Origin of the sequence: Paenarthrobacter sp. NPDC089714 (genome assembly GCF_044748905.1) — a bacterium.
Taxonomy (GTDB): Bacteria; Actinomycetota; Actinomycetes; order Actinomycetales; family Micrococcaceae; genus Arthrobacter.
This window is the reverse complement of sequence record NZ_JBIVGX010000009.1, coordinates 136,779-149,961: the sequence shown is the minus strand read 5'-3', so window position 1 is coordinate 149,961 and position 13,183 is coordinate 136,779. Positions and strand designations below refer to the sequence as shown.

The window sequence follows — 13,183 nt, the reverse complement described above, 5'->3', positions numbered from 1 at the left end:
GGACGGCGTTGGGTGATTCCCGGCGTCGTCCGCTTTTTAGGTATATAAGGCGGCCAATAGAGCAATGACGGCTTCGCGTTCCGGTGGCGGGTCGCTCCGCAGCCATGCCACGTACACCGGAACCATGGGTGCATCGCGCACGGGGCGGTACGTGACGCCCCGGCGGCGGTATTGGTGCGCGGTTGATGCAGCCGTGATGCCCCGCGCGGCTCCGCTGCCTATCTCGGTCAGCCAATCGTCAATGTCGTTGATGGGGATCACGCCCTGGGGCCGCCCCTGCTCCGGCCAAAGGTCCAGCGTGGTGCTGCCGGTCCGCAGGTCCATCGCCACCGGCATGGCGGCAATCTGCGCCAACGTCACGGAACGCCGCGCGGCCAAGGGATCGTCGGCGGACATGGCACAGTAGCGCTTCTCCTCACCGATCAGGACATGCTCGACGGCGGCGCCTTGGGGGAGGCGGCGAAGGATCGCGAAGTCTGTGGTTCCGTCCAGCAGGCCTCCGCTGGGTGTGTTGGACCGGACCAGGTGCAGTTCCGTGTGCGGGAAGCGGCTCTTCCATTGCCGTTGGAACTCCGTGGTGTGCTCGCCGAGTGCCGACCAGGCGTAGCCGATGCGTGCCTGTCCGGTTCCGGCGCGGGCATCGCGTTCAAGGTCAGCCATCAGGGCGACGATCCGCCGTGCCTTGGCGACGGCCCGCTCGCCCGCAGGTGTGAGCGCAGCGCTGCGCGTGGTCCGTTGCACGAGCTTCACGCCCAAAGCGCCCTCCAGCGCTGCGATGTTCCGCGAGACCGCGGCCTGGGATATCCGCAGCTCGATGGCGGCATCCGTGAACGTGCCCTCGTCCACCACCGCGAGCAGGCAGCGCAGTTGCCGCAAGTCCACGTCCATGCGGCCTATTCTATTCATGCGTTCAGCGTATAAATAGCGTCATTCATGCATTTAGTGGATGGACGCCGCAAGCGCAGAATCTCCTCATGAACCAGACCCCTGCGGCTTCAGGAAAAGCCGGTGGCGCCGCTACCCTCGTGGCCAGCGCACTCTCCAACCAGCTCGGAGCAGCGAGTGGTTCGCTGGCCTTCCCTGCCCTGGGGCCGGTAGGTGTGGTGGCTGTGCGACAGCTCGTTGCCGCGGCCGTCCTCCTTCCCGTCGTGCGGCCGCGGCTGCGGGACCTGCGGTGGCATCAGTGGTGGCCTGTTCTGTTGCTGGCCGTGTCCTTCGGAACCATGAACCTTGGCCTGTATGCCGCTATCCAGCGGATCGGCCTGGGCCTCGCAGTGACCTTGGAGTTCCTTGGGCCGTTGGCCGTGGCATTGATCAGCTCTGGACGCCAGGCCGGCTCCCATCGGAAGGGCAACGTCCTGTGCGCCGTGGCTGCGGCCGGCGGGGTAGTGGCCATCACCCGGCCCGAAGCCTCCACTGATTTCGCAGGGATTGGCCTGGGCCTCATGGCAGCGTGCAGTTGGGCCGCCTACATTCTCCTGAACCGCGTGGTCGGCCAAAGAATCCAGGGAGTCCAAGGGACTGCGGCGGCCACGGGGGTGTCCGCCACGCTCTTCCTGCCGGTCGCCGTCGTGGTTTTCCTGAGCCAGCCTGTGGATGGTTTTGCCGTCCTGTGTGCCGTGGGCGCTGGGATCCTTGCTTCGGTGCTGCCATACGTGGCGGACCTGATTGCCTTGCGGCGGGTCCCTGCCAGTCTGTTCGGCATCCTGATGAGCATCAACCCGGTGTTCGCCGCCATCATCGGCGCGCTCGTGCTGCACCAGGACCTGGCCGCGCTGCAGTGGGCCGGGATAGGCCTGATCGTTGCCGCCAATGCGGGCGTGCTGCTCCTGGGCCGGCGCTGAGTCAGCCCCGGGCGGGCACGTCACCCGACGAGCCCCGGACCTGCAACTGCGACGGCACTTGGTGCAACCTTGCCGGGAGGTCTGGGGCGGTGAGCCGTTCCAGGATGAACTTCCCGGCCTCCACGCCCACGGCAAGGTTTCCGTTGTCCACGGAGGTCAGCGAGAGGTGGCGGATCTTGGCCAGGTAGGTGTTGTCGTAACCCACCAAAGACAGGTCCTGGGGTACGGACAAGCCAAGATCGTCGGCGGCGGACAGGGCGCCGATGCAGGCGATGTCGTTGTACGCGAAGATCGCGGTGGGCCTCTTCGCGGAAGAGAGCAGCCGGCCCGCCGCCGCATAGGCGCTCTCCTCGCTCACGCCACCGGCGACCACTACGGGCTCCAGCCCGGAACCGCGCATGGTTCGCTCAAAGGACAGTCGCCGCAGCTTGCCCACTTCGCCCGGGCCCTGCAAGTGTGCGATGCGCTCATGGCCCAGGGAGATGAGGTGTTCGGTGGCCTGCCGTGCGCCGGCGTCGTCGTCGTTGACCACAATGTCGACGCCGGGAAGGTGCGGTTCGCGGGTGCCGGCCAGGACCACCGGGATGCTCTGCGCAGCCCTTTCAATGGCAGCCGATTCCACCGTGGTTCCGACCACCACCAGTCCGTCGATCCGCTGCTCCAAGAGGGTCTCCACCGAGCTGCGCCCCACGCGGTTGTCCGTGTAGGAATCGGCGAGGACCGGCGAAACACCCGCCGAGTGAAGGGACGCAGTGAGCCCTTCAAGCAGTTCGACGAACCACGGGTTCCGGATGTCGTTGAGCATCACGCCGATGGTCCCGCTGCGCGGTCCGGACAAGCGTTGCGCCAGTCTGTTGGGCCGGTAGCCCAGTTGCTCCATGGCGTCCAGGACGGCACGACGGCGGGGCTCACTGACGTTGGCAGAGCCCTGGAGGACCAGGGAGACCAAGGATTTTGAGACTCCGGCGGTACTCGCTACGTCGCGGATGGTGGGCTTGGCGGCCATGCAGTGCCTCCTGTCGTGTGTCGTCCGGGTTCAAGCTTAGGGGCTTGACGGCTGTGACCTTCCACAGCCATTATGGACCGGTCCAAGTAAATTCCAAAGAGTCAATGAGGATCTTTCATGAGTGCACCGAATTCGCGGCAACTGGTCGCAGGGATGATTGGCGGTGGGCCGGGCGCCGACATCGGCAAGACCCACCGCTACGCCATGCGGCTGGACGGTCACTACGATCTCCAAGCCGGAATCTTCGGTCGGGATCCACGTCAGTCGAGCGACATTGCGGCCCACCTCGGCGTGCCCGGAGAACGCAATTACCGCAGTGTCGAACAAATGGCCGCCGCCGAGGCGCAACGCGAAGATGGGGTGGACCTCGTGGTGGTCGCAACTCCCAATGACAGCCACTTCGAGATCGCCCGGGCCTTCCTGGAAAAGGGCATCTCCGTGGTGTGCGAGAAGCCGCTGACCCAGGATTCCGCCACCGCGGCGGAACTGGTCCGCATCGCCGAAGACAACGACGCAATCCTCGCCGTCCCGCACTGCTATTCCGCCTACGCGATGGTGCGCCAGGCCGCCCGCATGGTACGCAACGGCGAGCTGGGCGCCATCCGGTTTGTCGACGTCGAACATGCCTCCGGCTGGGCCGCGACGCCTCTGGAGGACACAGGCCACAAGCAGGCGAAGTGGCGCACCAACCCGGACATCGCCGGTTTCCCGAGCGTCGTGGGCGACCTCGGCACCCACGCTTTCCACCTGCTCCGCTACATCACGGGGCTCGAGGCGCAGCGCCTGTCCGCCCGGCTCCAGGCGTTCGTCCCGGGGAGGCGGGTTTTCGACAACGCCACCGTTGAACTGGAGCTGACCGGCAACGTCCCGGCGCGCCTTTGGGCGAGCATGGCCGCCACCGGCCACAACCACGGACTCCGCATCCGCATCTTCGGCGAAAAGGGCAGCCTCGAATGGCAGCATGAGGACCCGCACCACCTCACAGTCCAGGACCTGGCCGGCGCCACCACCATCCTCACGCATGGGCTCGGCACCCTGCACGACGACGCGTCCCGGCTCACGCGCGTCGGCCTGGGCCACCCGGAGGGCTTCCTTGAAGCCTTCGCCAACTTCTACTCGGACCTCGCCGAGGTCCTCCGCGCCCGCCGCGACTCTTCGCCGCTCCCGGAGCGGGACCTGTCCTTCCCTACGGGGATCGACGGCCTGATCGGCGTCCAGTTCGTCGAGGCCGTCGCGGCCTCGCACCACGACGATTCCGCATGGAAAGTCCCCGCCTCCGCCCTACAGAAAGCAGCAGTCTGACATGCCCCGTTTCGCCCTCCTGGGAGCCGGCTTCATCGGTTCCGTCCACGCAGCAAACCTCGCCGCGCATCCCGGCATCGACTTCCGCTTGGTCTATGACGTGGACCAGCAGCGTGCGCAGTCCCTCGCCGCCGCCCACGGCGCTGCCGCCGCGACCTCGATCGAGGACGTGTTCAACCCCGGGGAAATCGACGCAGTCTTCATCGCGTCCTCCACCGATACGCACGCCGAACACCTTCGCCGGGCTGCCGCCGTCGGAATTGCCGCCCTGTGCGAGAAACCGATCGACCTGGACCTGGACCGCGCCCGCGAGACTGCTGCCTTCGCGCAGGAAACCGGCGTCCCGGTGATGGTGGACTTCAACCGACGCTTCGACCGCGACTACGCCGAACTCAAGCGCGTGGTGGACTCGGGTGGGATCGGCACGGTGGAGCTCATCCAGCTCACCTCCCGTGGGCCGTCAATGCCGCCGCTGTCCTACGTGGCGGTTTCCGGTGGCCAGATGCGGGACCAGACCGTTCACTTCTTCGACCTCGCACGCTGGCTTTCCGGCCTCGATCCCGTGGAAGTTTTCGCTGCCGGCTCGGCTTTGGCGGAGCCCGGGATTGTGGAGTACGACGACGTCGACACCTCCGCGGTGACGTTGCGGCTCCCCGGTGGGGCGTTGGTCCAGATCGATTCCGTGCGGCGCACAGGATACGGCTACGACGAACGCATCGAGATCATGGGCTCCGAGGGAATGGTGGAAGCCCGCCGCCACCGCAACGGAGCCGTGTCCCGCTACTCCGGAACATCCGTGGTGGACGACGGGCTCCACCCGGTTGGTTCGAGCGGGTGCAGCCGACGTACGCGGCAGCGCTTGCGGCCTTCGTTGCGTCCCTCGACGGCGGCACGGCCCCAACCCCTTCCTTGGAAGACGGCCTGAAAGCCCAAGCCATCGCCGAGGCCGCCGTCCTCTCCCTTCGCTCCGGCCGCATGGAACCCATCAAGTACTGAACCCAACTAAGTCGCATTAGTGCGCGTTTTGACGGTTCAAAACGCGCACAACTGCGACTCAGTTGGGGGAGAAGGCGGCCCGGAAGGCGGCCAGGGCTGCGTCGCCCGCTTCGATGCCCTGGCCGCCGATGGCGCCCGCTTCCATCCCGATCACACCCGTGTACCCGGCCTCGCGGAGTGCCCTGGCTATGGCCGGGTAGTTGATCTCGCCCGTGCCGGGCTCGAAGCGTCCGGGAACATCTGCCACTTGGATTTCGCCGGTGAACGGCTGGGATGCCCGGACCAGCTCGATCAGGTTCCCCTCGCCGATTTGGGCATGGTACAGATCCAGCATCATCTTCACCTTGGGGTGGTCCACGGCCTGGACCAGCGCCAAGGTGTCCTTGGCCCGGGCGAGCGGGATGCCGGGATGGTCGAGGATGGTGTTGAGGTTCTCCAGGGCGAACGTGATGCCGTGCTGTTCGCCCAGCTCACCGAGCTTCTCCAGCGTGCGCAGTCCTGTCAGCCACATCTCTCCCGTGGAGCGGTGCGTTGGCCGGACAGCGCGGCCGCCCTCACCCAATTCCGCGGGGTGAACCACCATCCGTTCCACACCCAGTTCCAGTGCCGTTGGAATGAGCTTCTCCGCGGAGGCCAAAACCTCGTGGGCGTAGGTGGGGTCGATGACGCTCCCGCCAAAGTAGCCGCTCATCGAAGAGAACCGGGCTCCCGTGCCAGCGAGGGCCGTGATGTCCTGGCCCCGGGTGTCCCACAGTTCCACCTCGAAGCCTTGGTCATGGATCCGGCGGACGCGATCAATGAGCGGCAGCTCACCGTAGACCATCTCGGCGCAGACAGCCAGGCGGAAGCTCATGCCCTGGCTCCCTGCAGGACGCGGGCTGCCTCAGCAGCCTGGAGCTCCGCGATGTCCGAGACCTCAACCGGCAGCCCGGTCTGCGCCGACTTGAACGCAGCCAGGGCAATGGCCAACGCATTGCGCGCATCCACCCCACCCGGCGCGGCGACAGAGGAGGCCGCCCCGGCGGCAGGGGAGGCGCCCGCCGTCGTACGTCCTCCCGCGTAACCGCGGCGTGCGGCGACGTCGTCCGCGAAGTGCGCCAGCTCGTCGGTGTAGGCATCGTGGAAGAGGTGGATGTTGAGGCGCGAGGTGTCCGAGGCGATGCCGGCGGCGGTGTAGCTGGTGGCATTCGTGGCTTGCGGCGTGCCGGCAGTGACCATGCCCGCGGAGCCAAAGACCTCGCCGCGGACGTCGTAGCCGTAGAGCGCGTTGAAGTTCGCTTCCGCCACCGCGATGGCGCCGTTGCTGTACGTGACGGTCACGACGGCGGTGTCCAGCAGGCCGCCGGCCTTCGCCTCGGGTGCCACCAGGGCATCGGCGACGGCGTGGACCCTGACCGGAACTGCGCCCGGGTTCAACCAGTTCAGTGTGTCGAAGTCGTGGATGAGGGTTTCCAGGAAGATGGTGCCGGGCGCGATCCGTTCGGGGTTGCTGAGGCCTGCTTCCGTGCCTGGATCGCGGGTGAGGGAGCGGAGCAGTTGCGGAACGCCCACCGCGCCGTCGTCGATGAGCTTCCGGGCTGCCGCGAAATCGCTTGAGTAGCGCCGGTTGAACCCGAAGCGAAGTACGACGCCGGCACTCGCCGCTGCGTCGATGGCGGCGTCAAGTTCCTCAATGGTCCGTCCGCCGGGCTTTTCGCAGAAGATGTCCTTCCCCGCGCGGGCGGCGGCAGCGATGAGGTCCGAATGGAAGCGCATGGGCGAGGCGATGAGGACGGCGTCCACGTCCGGATCAGCCAGGACATCGGCTGTGTCTGTGCTGATCTTTGCGACGCCCAACGTCGTGGCGAGTTCCTGGACGGCCGGAAGGGCGGGGTCGGCAATGGCCTCCAGCCGGGCATTCGGGATGCGCCGTGCAATGGATTCTCCGTGGAATTTTCCGATCCATCCGGCGCCGATCAGGGCGATGCGAACGGGCCGGTCTTCCGCGACCGGGTGCTGGAGGTACGTCATTGATGGCTCCTCGTCGATGGTGACTAGATCGTTCTAGTTTTCACTATGGTGACACGGCGCCGGAAGGGTTGTCTAGATCGTTCTAGTAGGTTTCCTGGATCGTCGCTCGATGCTTGCCCCAAGGCAACGTGCAGCACGGGGGCAAGGAGCAGGAGGAGCAGCATGCACACTCCAGCCCCCACGCCGGTCAGAACCACCGACCCTGCCATCAAGAGAAATCGGACGTCCACACCTTCAAAGAACTCCACAAAGCACTCCTGAATCCCTGGTTTCCACTGAGGGATGAGTGCGCCGGGAGCGTCGAACGTGTCGGCGATTCAGCTACTGCTTAGAGGTAATCTCCGGCGCGCTCGCGGGCGAGTTCAAGGAGGGTGGATTGAAAGGCGACTTCGGCCGGTGCGTAGACCTTGTCCTGGCGCTGGGCCAGCAGAATGCGGCGGAGGGGTGCAGCATCGCCGATGCTGATGACTTTCACCTCGGGATGCAGCAGGGCAACCGCTGTTTTAGGCGCAAGTGCCACACCCATGCCCACACTGACCATGGCCTGGGCCTCTTGGTAGTCGTTGGCCAGAAAGCCGATGGAAGGCTCGAATCCCGCATTGTGTGCCGCCCTTGGCGTGCTGCGGCAAAGGCAAACGCGCGCACCTAGGCGCGCAGCCGCCGTCGGAATTCCCTGGGCGTTTGGCCCGTGTCGCGCAGGAAGTGCCGGTTGAAGTTGGAGAGGTTGGTGAAGCCAACCTCGTAGCAGATATCCGATACTGCTTTGTCAGTCCGCTCCAGGAGCCGGCGGGCGTGGGCGAGCCGCAGCTTCCTGACCAGGTCGCTGAAGTTCTGCCCGGTTGCCCGCTTGAAGTACTTGGAGAAGGCGGGCTCACCCATGCCCACCAAGGCTGCGGCTTCGCCCATGGAGAGGGGGCCGGCATGATGCGCGAAAACGTACTCGAGGACGATTTCCACCACGGCGGCGGCCTTCCCGTCGAGTTGCGGGTGAAACCACTCCGACGCGAGATAGCGCCGTTCACCCGCAGGAGCCGCACTGAGGATGCCGAACAGGTCCACCAGGTGCTGCAGGCGTTGCAGGCCGGTGGATGCTCCCATTGCCTCGATGGCCCGGGCCGCATCACCGGCCGCAGCGCCCAGGAACTCGATCCCGCGGGCGGACTCCTCCAGCAAGGGCTTGATCTGCGCCAATTCAGGCACCACGAGTGACGCCTGGGCAACCCACGCGCCCTCGAACTGGATCACGGCGTCGCGGTTCATCAGGACCTGGCCTGCTTCCAGGTCGCTCACCCAGTCGTGGGGGAGGCCCGGTCCGACCAGCACCACATTGCCGGGCTCGAACGTGCCCACATAGTCGCCCACGATGAACTTGCCGGGACCCGCCCTGGTCAGGTGTATCTCGTACTCGGGGTGGTAGTTCCAACGCGCCAATGGGCTCGGGTAATCATGCTGGTGCCAGCGCACGGAGTGGTGCGGGTCTGCGGGCACCACTTCGCGCACCGCTTGCCGTCCCACCAGACTGCCGGCGAGCAGCGCGGGCATCCGAGCGGACATGGCAATCCTTCCGGTACGTGGCAAATAAGTATCAGTATGGCGTACTTCCGGCGCTAGTTGTTCCCGCCCCGGCTGCCTAGCCTTGAGGAAAATCAACGCGCCAAAGGAACTCCCGAAATGACAAGTGCACTGACGCCCTTGCTGGAACACCCCCACATGCCTGCCACCATGCGTGCCGCGGTCCTGCAGCGCCAGGGAGTGATGAGCCAGGCGACACTCCCCGTACCGCAGCTGCAGCCGGACCAGGTCCTGGTCCAGGTGGCCGCTGTGGGCGTCTGCGGCAGCGACGTCCACTATTTCGAGCACGGCCGGATCGGTGATTTCGTGGTGGTGCATCCGTTGATCCTGGGCCACGAACTGTCTGGGCGGATTGCCGCCGTCGGAACCGCTGTGGATCCCGTCCGCATCGGTGAGAGGGTCGCCGTCGAGCCCCAACGGCCCTGCCGGAGCTGCACACAGTGCAAGGCCGGCAGGTACAATCTGTGCCCCGATATGGAGTTCTACGCCACCCCGCCGGTGGACGGTGCATTCGCCGAGTACGTCGCCATCCAAAGCGACTTCGCGTACGCCATCCCGGACTCGGTGAGCGACGACGCCGGGGCCTTGATCGAGCCGCTGTCCGTGGGTTTGTGGGCCTGCCAGCGCGCGGAGGTCAAGCCGGGAAGCAGGGTACTCATTGCCGGTGCCGGGCCTATCGGCATCATCGCAGCGCAGGCGGCGCGGGCATTCGGGGCCACCGAAATCCACATCACGGACATCGCGGAGGATCGCCTGGCCTTCGCCTTGGAGCATGGTGCCACCCATGCCCTGAACGTAAAAACGGACAGCGTGGAAGGGCTCGACGTCGATGCCTTCATTGACGCTTCCGGCGCACCTGCCGCCGTCCGTGCCGGGATCAAGGCAGTGGGACCCGCGGGCCGTGTCATCCTGGTGGGTCTTGGCGCCGACGACGTGGAACTTCCCGTGTCGCATATCCAGAACCGGGAGATCTGGCTGTCCGGCGTGTTCCGGTACACCAATACGTGGCCCCTGGCGATCCAGCTCCTTGCTGACGGCAAGGTGGACCTGGACATCCTTGTTACCGGGAAATTCGGGCTCGATGAAGCCGAGGCGGCACTGCGCGCAGGCAAGGAAACGGGGCAGCTCAAGGCCATGGTCTACCCGGGCCGCTGACCGTAATCCGGTGCCGAAAACTTTTTTCGAAACCACCCGTCACGTTTCAGGAGGGGTCTGCACATATCCAGTGCCTATGTCGTTGCATCGCAATCTGTGTTGTCGCCCTTTTCGACGCAGTTCCGCGGGCAACGTTGCGTTAGCAGTGATGGATGTGGCGGGTTCTGGGGCCCGCCCGGGGCGCCGTCACTGCGGATAACCGGGCTAAGTGCGGTCGGTCGTCTGAGTCGCGACCGGCCGCACGTTCAAAGTCCGCAAGGGGCTGTCTTGGATCGTTCTATAGACTGGCTCCGGCGGAGGAGGTACATGGCAGGCAAACGCCCCACACTGATGGACGTCGCTGAAGCGGCCGGGGTTTCCCGCGCGCTCGTGTCCATCGTGATGCGCGATGCTCCCGGTGCGTCAGAGGCCACCCGGCTCAAAGTCCAGGAAGCCGCCCGGCACCTCGGATACCGCCCGGACAGCCGTGCCAGGCTCCTTCGCAGCAGCCGGACCAGGCTCCTGGGCATCAGCTTCTCCACGGCGCACGCCTTCCATGCCGAAATCGTGGACGCCGCCTACGCCGGCGCCACCGAGCGCGGCTATGACATTGCCCTCAGCGCTGTGGCCAACGGCCGCCCGGAACAACGGGCCGTCGAATCACTCCTTGACCTCGGCTGCGAGGCACTGATCCTGATTTCGCCGCTGCTTGGAGAGGCCGAACTGGCGGGCTATGCCGCGCGGGTGCCCGTGGTCAGCCTGCTCCGGGACGATGTTGGCGAGGCCTTGGATTCCGTCAGCAGCGACGATTTCGAGGGAATCCGTATCGCGATCGAACACCTCACCTCGCTGGGACACCAACGGATTGTCCACGTCGACGGCGGCAGTACCGTATCCGGTCCGCAGCGCCGCGAGGCTTTCCGCGCAGAAATGCTCAGGCGGGGTCTGGAGCCCCGGATCGTGGCCGGCGGACCCACGGAAGAGGACGGGCTGCGCGCAGGGCATGAGCTCCGTGCGGACCCGCCCACGGCCATCATCGCCTTCAACGACCGCTGCGCACTCGGCGTACTCGAAAGCCTCAGGGCCGCCGGACTCCGCGTTCCGGAGGACGTCTCGGTCCTCGGCTATGACGACAGTCAGTTCGCGCGGCTCAGTTACGTCCAGTTGTCGTCGATCAGCCAGGACGCACCGCTTTTGGCGCGTGCCGCCGTCGAACGCGCCATTGACCGCCTGGAAAGCCCGACGCCGGCGGCGCACCAGGTGCGGACCCCGCACCTGGTGGTTCGCAGCACCACCGGCCCAGCTCGGGCGTAGGCGCGCCGCGGAGTCCGGGGGCACCCGTTCCCGCCGATCGCGCCGTGGTCCCGCCCGCCAATCCGGGGGCGCACCCGTTCCCGCCGATCGCGCCCATTCTTGCGGGTGCGTGGAGCGGCTATGGGTGCGATGAGTGTTCCGTGTGGGTGCGCATGGCGGGTGTCGTTGCGCAAGGCGGGTGCGAGTGCGGGTGCGTGGGGGCGCGCCCATTTCCGCCGATCGCGCCGTGGTCCCGCTCACCAATCCGGGGGCGCACCCGTTCACGCCGTTCGCGCCCGTTCTTGCGGGTGCGTGGAGCGGCTATGGGTGCGATGGACGTTCCCTGGGGGTGCGCATGGCGGGTGCGGGTGCATAGGGCCGGAACGGTCGCGGGGAGTGTGCCGTGGGGTGCGCAGGGCGGGTGCGGGTGCGCAGCACGCGCCCCTACACCGCGTCCGGCTGGCTGTCCGGCGATTCGGCCGAGACCGTGTCCGAGGTCAGCGGATGGGCGATCTCGTCGCTGGTCATGCGGGCTGCGAAGAGCGCCAGGAAAGCCATGAGCGGGCAAACCAAACCGCCCACGAAGAAGATCAGCCAGATCGGCACCACCTCGGCAACCGGACCGGCCAAGGCCATGGACACGGGCATCAACGCCAGCGAGACGAAGAAATCCAGGCTGGAAATCCGGCCCAGCAGATGCGGTGGTACGCGTCGCTGCAACAGCGTCCCCCAGATGACCACGCCGATCCCCTCGGTCACGCCGAACACCACCATCGCCGCGCCCAACCACCAGAACTCGGTGATAAAGCCAATCGCAGCAACGGGAAGGCTTCCCAGTCCCCACGTCACTACCATCACCGTCAAATAGCGCCGTGGCAGGGGGAACGAAGCCGTGGTCAGCGAAGCGACAGCGCTGCCAACGCCCATGATGGCCAGCAGGAACCCGAACATCCTCGAGTCGCCACCCAACTGGTCCCGGACCACGAACGGCAACAGCACCTCGATGGGACCGATCAGGAACAGCACGGACAGGCACGCCCAAATGAGTGTCCACAACAGCCACGGGGTTCGCAGGGTGTAGGTGAACCCTTCCTTGAGGTCGAAGAAGAAGGATGACTCGGTGGGGCCCTCAGCAGGGGCCATCCCGCGGGCGTCCAAGGTTTGCCGGCTCAGGAAATTAAGGATGCCGAACGCCAGGAAGTGGCACACGGCAACCCCGGCCACGGCAAACGCGGGCGACAAAGATGCCACAATGATGCCGGCCAGGGCTGGGCCAGCTGCCTGCTGGAGGATGGGCCGGACGGTCCCTTCCATCCCGTTCGCCGCCAACAGGTCCTCGGCGGGCAGTATTCGGGGCAGGATGGCCGAGTAGGCAGGAAAGAAGAACGCCTGGCCAACGCCCAGCACGAAGGCTCCCAAAGCCAGGTGCCACAACTGCAGGACATTGAGCATGGCCAACAGGGAGACTGTGGCGATGACGGCGAGGTTGGCACCCTCCACCGCGATGATCAGCAGGCGCTGCGGAAAACGGTCGGCCGCGATCCCGCCCACCAGCACAAAGGCCACCAGGCCGATGCTCGCTGCCGTGGCCACCAAGGACAGTTCCAGCGGACCCCCACCAAGGTGGATCACCTCGTAGACCATGGCGACGGCCCACATGCCGGAGCCGAAAATCGAGATGGACAACGCGGAAATCAGCACACGGAATTCCCGGTGTGCGAAAGGACGCAGCGCCCTCAGAGCCACCATCACTCCAGCCTAGACCTGGGAAAGCCGGCGGGGGAGGGGCGCCCGCGCAGGCGCGGGAGGGGTGTCAGTTATGAAGCGCCCGACGGCGGGGCGTCGCCGTCGTCAATATCCGGACCTTCGGCAGGATCCTGGCTGTGGAGGCCGACGTCGTGCGCCACCCACCCGTCCGTCTCGCCTTCGGCCGGGGCGTCTGTATGGTGCCTGATGACGTGCTCTGGCTTGTCGGTTGCGCTCATGACGGATACTCCCTGTCCGTGGGTGGACCTGCTTCCGTGAA

13 protein-coding genes and 1 pseudogene are annotated in these 13,183 nt (G+C 66.2%); 6 read left to right on the top strand and 8 right to left on the bottom strand.

From position 1 onward, the window contains the following. Positions 1 to 36: 36 nt before the first annotated feature. A complete protein-coding gene (locus ACIPY3_RS16095) occupies positions 37 to 888 on the bottom strand; it encodes a LysR family transcriptional regulator (protein ID WP_400335651.1) in 852 nt (283 codons plus the stop codon). Positions 889 to 974: 86 nt separating this feature from the next. Between ACIPY3_RS16095 and ACIPY3_RS16090 the strand changes: the two genes are divergently transcribed. Further along, a complete protein-coding gene (locus tag ACIPY3_RS16090; protein WP_400335649.1) occupies positions 975 to 1,844 on the top strand; it encodes an EamA family transporter in 870 nt (289 codons plus the stop codon). Between the two features lies 1 nt (position 1,845). Here the strand turns inward: ACIPY3_RS16090 and ACIPY3_RS16085 are convergent, their stop codons facing one another. Then, a complete protein-coding gene (locus ACIPY3_RS16085) occupies positions 1,846 to 2,850 on the bottom strand; it encodes a LacI family DNA-binding transcriptional regulator (protein WP_400335648.1) in 1,005 nt (334 codons plus the stop codon). A gap of 117 nt (positions 2,851 to 2,967) precedes the next feature. On the opposite strand from ACIPY3_RS16085, the gene ACIPY3_RS16080 reads away from it, so the two are divergent. From ACIPY3_RS16080 to ACIPY3_RS16070, 3 genes and pseudogenes are all read left to right on the top strand, one after another. Next, the gene (locus tag ACIPY3_RS16080) at positions 2,968 to 4,152 is read left to right on the top strand and encodes a Gfo/Idh/MocA family protein (protein WP_400335647.1); all 1,185 of its coding nucleotides are present in this window, start codon (positions 2,968 to 2,970) and stop codon (positions 4,150 to 4,152) included. A 1-nt stretch (position 4,153) separates the two neighbouring features. Beyond that, positions 4,154 to 4,900 (top strand): annotated as a pseudogene (locus ACIPY3_RS16075) (Gfo/Idh/MocA family oxidoreductase); the annotation flags it as partial. Positions 4,901 to 4,986: 86 nt separating this feature from the next. After that, positions 4,987 to 5,148: a Gfo/Idh/MocA family oxidoreductase gene (locus ACIPY3_RS16070; RefSeq protein ID WP_400335645.1), complete on the top strand. Its 162-nt coding sequence runs from the start codon at positions 4,987 to 4,989 to the stop codon at positions 5,146 to 5,148. 58 nt (positions 5,149 to 5,206) lie between these two features. On the opposite strand, the gene ACIPY3_RS16065 is transcribed toward ACIPY3_RS16070, so the two are convergent. The 4 genes from ACIPY3_RS16065 to ACIPY3_RS16050 form a co-directional block, all read right to left on the bottom strand. Continuing rightward, a complete protein-coding gene (locus tag ACIPY3_RS16065) occupies positions 5,207 to 6,001 on the bottom strand; it encodes a TIM barrel protein (protein WP_400335644.1) in 795 nt (264 codons plus the stop codon). Beyond that, positions 5,998 to 7,158 (bottom strand): Gfo/Idh/MocA family oxidoreductase, encoded by a 1,161-nt coding sequence (locus ACIPY3_RS16060; protein ID WP_400335643.1) that lies wholly within the window; start codon positions 7,156 to 7,158, stop codon positions 5,998 to 6,000. The genes ACIPY3_RS16065 and ACIPY3_RS16060 overlap by 4 nt, the downstream gene beginning before the upstream one ends. A 328-nt stretch (positions 7,159 to 7,486) precedes the next feature. After that, positions 7,487 to 7,828, bottom strand: a complete 342-nt coding sequence (locus ACIPY3_RS16055; RefSeq protein WP_400335757.1) for a LysR substrate-binding domain-containing protein — start codon at positions 7,826 to 7,828, stop codon at positions 7,487 to 7,489. Then, positions 7,804 to 8,712, bottom strand: coding sequence for an AraC family transcriptional regulator (locus ACIPY3_RS16050; protein WP_400335641.1), 909 nt, complete (start codon positions 8,710 to 8,712; stop codon positions 7,804 to 7,806). Before ACIPY3_RS16050 ends, ACIPY3_RS16055 begins: the two co-directional genes overlap by 25 nt. Positions 8,713 to 8,829: 117 nt before the next feature. On the opposite strand from ACIPY3_RS16050, the gene ACIPY3_RS16045 reads away from it, so the two are divergent. Both ACIPY3_RS16045 and ACIPY3_RS16040 read left to right on the top strand, forming a co-directional pair. Continuing rightward, the gene (locus tag ACIPY3_RS16045) at positions 8,830 to 9,885 is read left to right on the top strand and encodes an NAD(P)-dependent alcohol dehydrogenase (protein ID WP_400335639.1); all 1,056 of its coding nucleotides are present in this window, start codon (positions 8,830 to 8,832) and stop codon (positions 9,883 to 9,885) included. A gap of 306 nt (positions 9,886 to 10,191) precedes the next feature. Further along, a complete protein-coding gene (locus tag ACIPY3_RS16040) occupies positions 10,192 to 11,178 on the top strand; it encodes a LacI family DNA-binding transcriptional regulator (protein ID WP_400335638.1) in 987 nt (328 codons plus the stop codon). A gap of 423 nt (positions 11,179 to 11,601) precedes the next feature. On the opposite strand, the gene ACIPY3_RS16035 is transcribed toward ACIPY3_RS16040, so the two are convergent. Both ACIPY3_RS16035 and ACIPY3_RS16030 read right to left on the bottom strand, forming a co-directional pair. Next, on the bottom strand, positions 11,602 to 12,906 hold the full coding sequence (locus tag ACIPY3_RS16035) for an MFS transporter (RefSeq protein WP_400335637.1): 1,305 nt from the start codon (positions 12,904 to 12,906) through the stop codon (positions 11,602 to 11,604). A gap of 68 nt (positions 12,907 to 12,974) precedes the next feature. After that, complete coding sequence (locus ACIPY3_RS16030) at positions 12,975 to 13,142, bottom strand: hypothetical protein (protein ID WP_397324939.1); 168 nt, start codon at positions 13,140 to 13,142, stop codon at positions 12,975 to 12,977. Between the last annotated feature and the right edge of the window lie 41 nt (positions 13,143 to 13,183).

Bases quoted from the DNA above. Each gene is read 5' to 3' on its own strand.
- ACIPY3_RS16095 (WP_400335651.1), bottom strand. From the start codon at position 888: ATGGACGTGGACTTGCGGCAACTGCGCTGCCTGCTCGCGGTGGTGGAC.
- ACIPY3_RS16090 (WP_400335649.1), top strand. From the start codon at position 975: ATGAACCAGACCCCTGCGGCTTCAGGAAAAGCCGGTGGCGCCGCTACC.
- ACIPY3_RS16085 (WP_400335648.1), bottom strand. From the start codon at position 2,850: ATGGCCGCCAAGCCCACCATCCGCGACGTAGCGAGTACCGCCGGAGTC.
- ACIPY3_RS16080 (WP_400335647.1), top strand. From the start codon at position 2,968: ATGAGTGCACCGAATTCGCGGCAACTGGTCGCAGGGATGATTGGCGGT.
- ACIPY3_RS16065 (WP_400335644.1), bottom strand. From the start codon at position 6,001: ATGAGCTTCCGCCTGGCTGTCTGCGCCGAGATGGTCTACGGTGAGCTG.
- ACIPY3_RS16060 (WP_400335643.1), bottom strand. From the start codon at position 7,158: ATGACGTACCTCCAGCACCCGGTCGCGGAAGACCGGCCCGTTCGCATC.
- ACIPY3_RS16050 (WP_400335641.1), bottom strand. From the start codon at position 8,712: ATGTCCGCTCGGATGCCCGCGCTGCTCGCCGGCAGTCTGGTGGGACGG.
- ACIPY3_RS16045 (WP_400335639.1), top strand. From the start codon at position 8,830: ATGACAAGTGCACTGACGCCCTTGCTGGAACACCCCCACATGCCTGCC.
- ACIPY3_RS16040 (WP_400335638.1), top strand. From the start codon at position 10,192: ATGGCAGGCAAACGCCCCACACTGATGGACGTCGCTGAAGCGGCCGGG.
- ACIPY3_RS16035 (WP_400335637.1), bottom strand. From the start codon at position 12,906: ATGGTGGCTCTGAGGGCGCTGCGTCCTTTCGCACACCGGGAATTCCGT.
- ACIPY3_RS16030 (WP_397324939.1), bottom strand. From the start codon at position 13,142: ATGAGCGCAACCGACAAGCCAGAGCACGTCATCAGGCACCATACAGAC.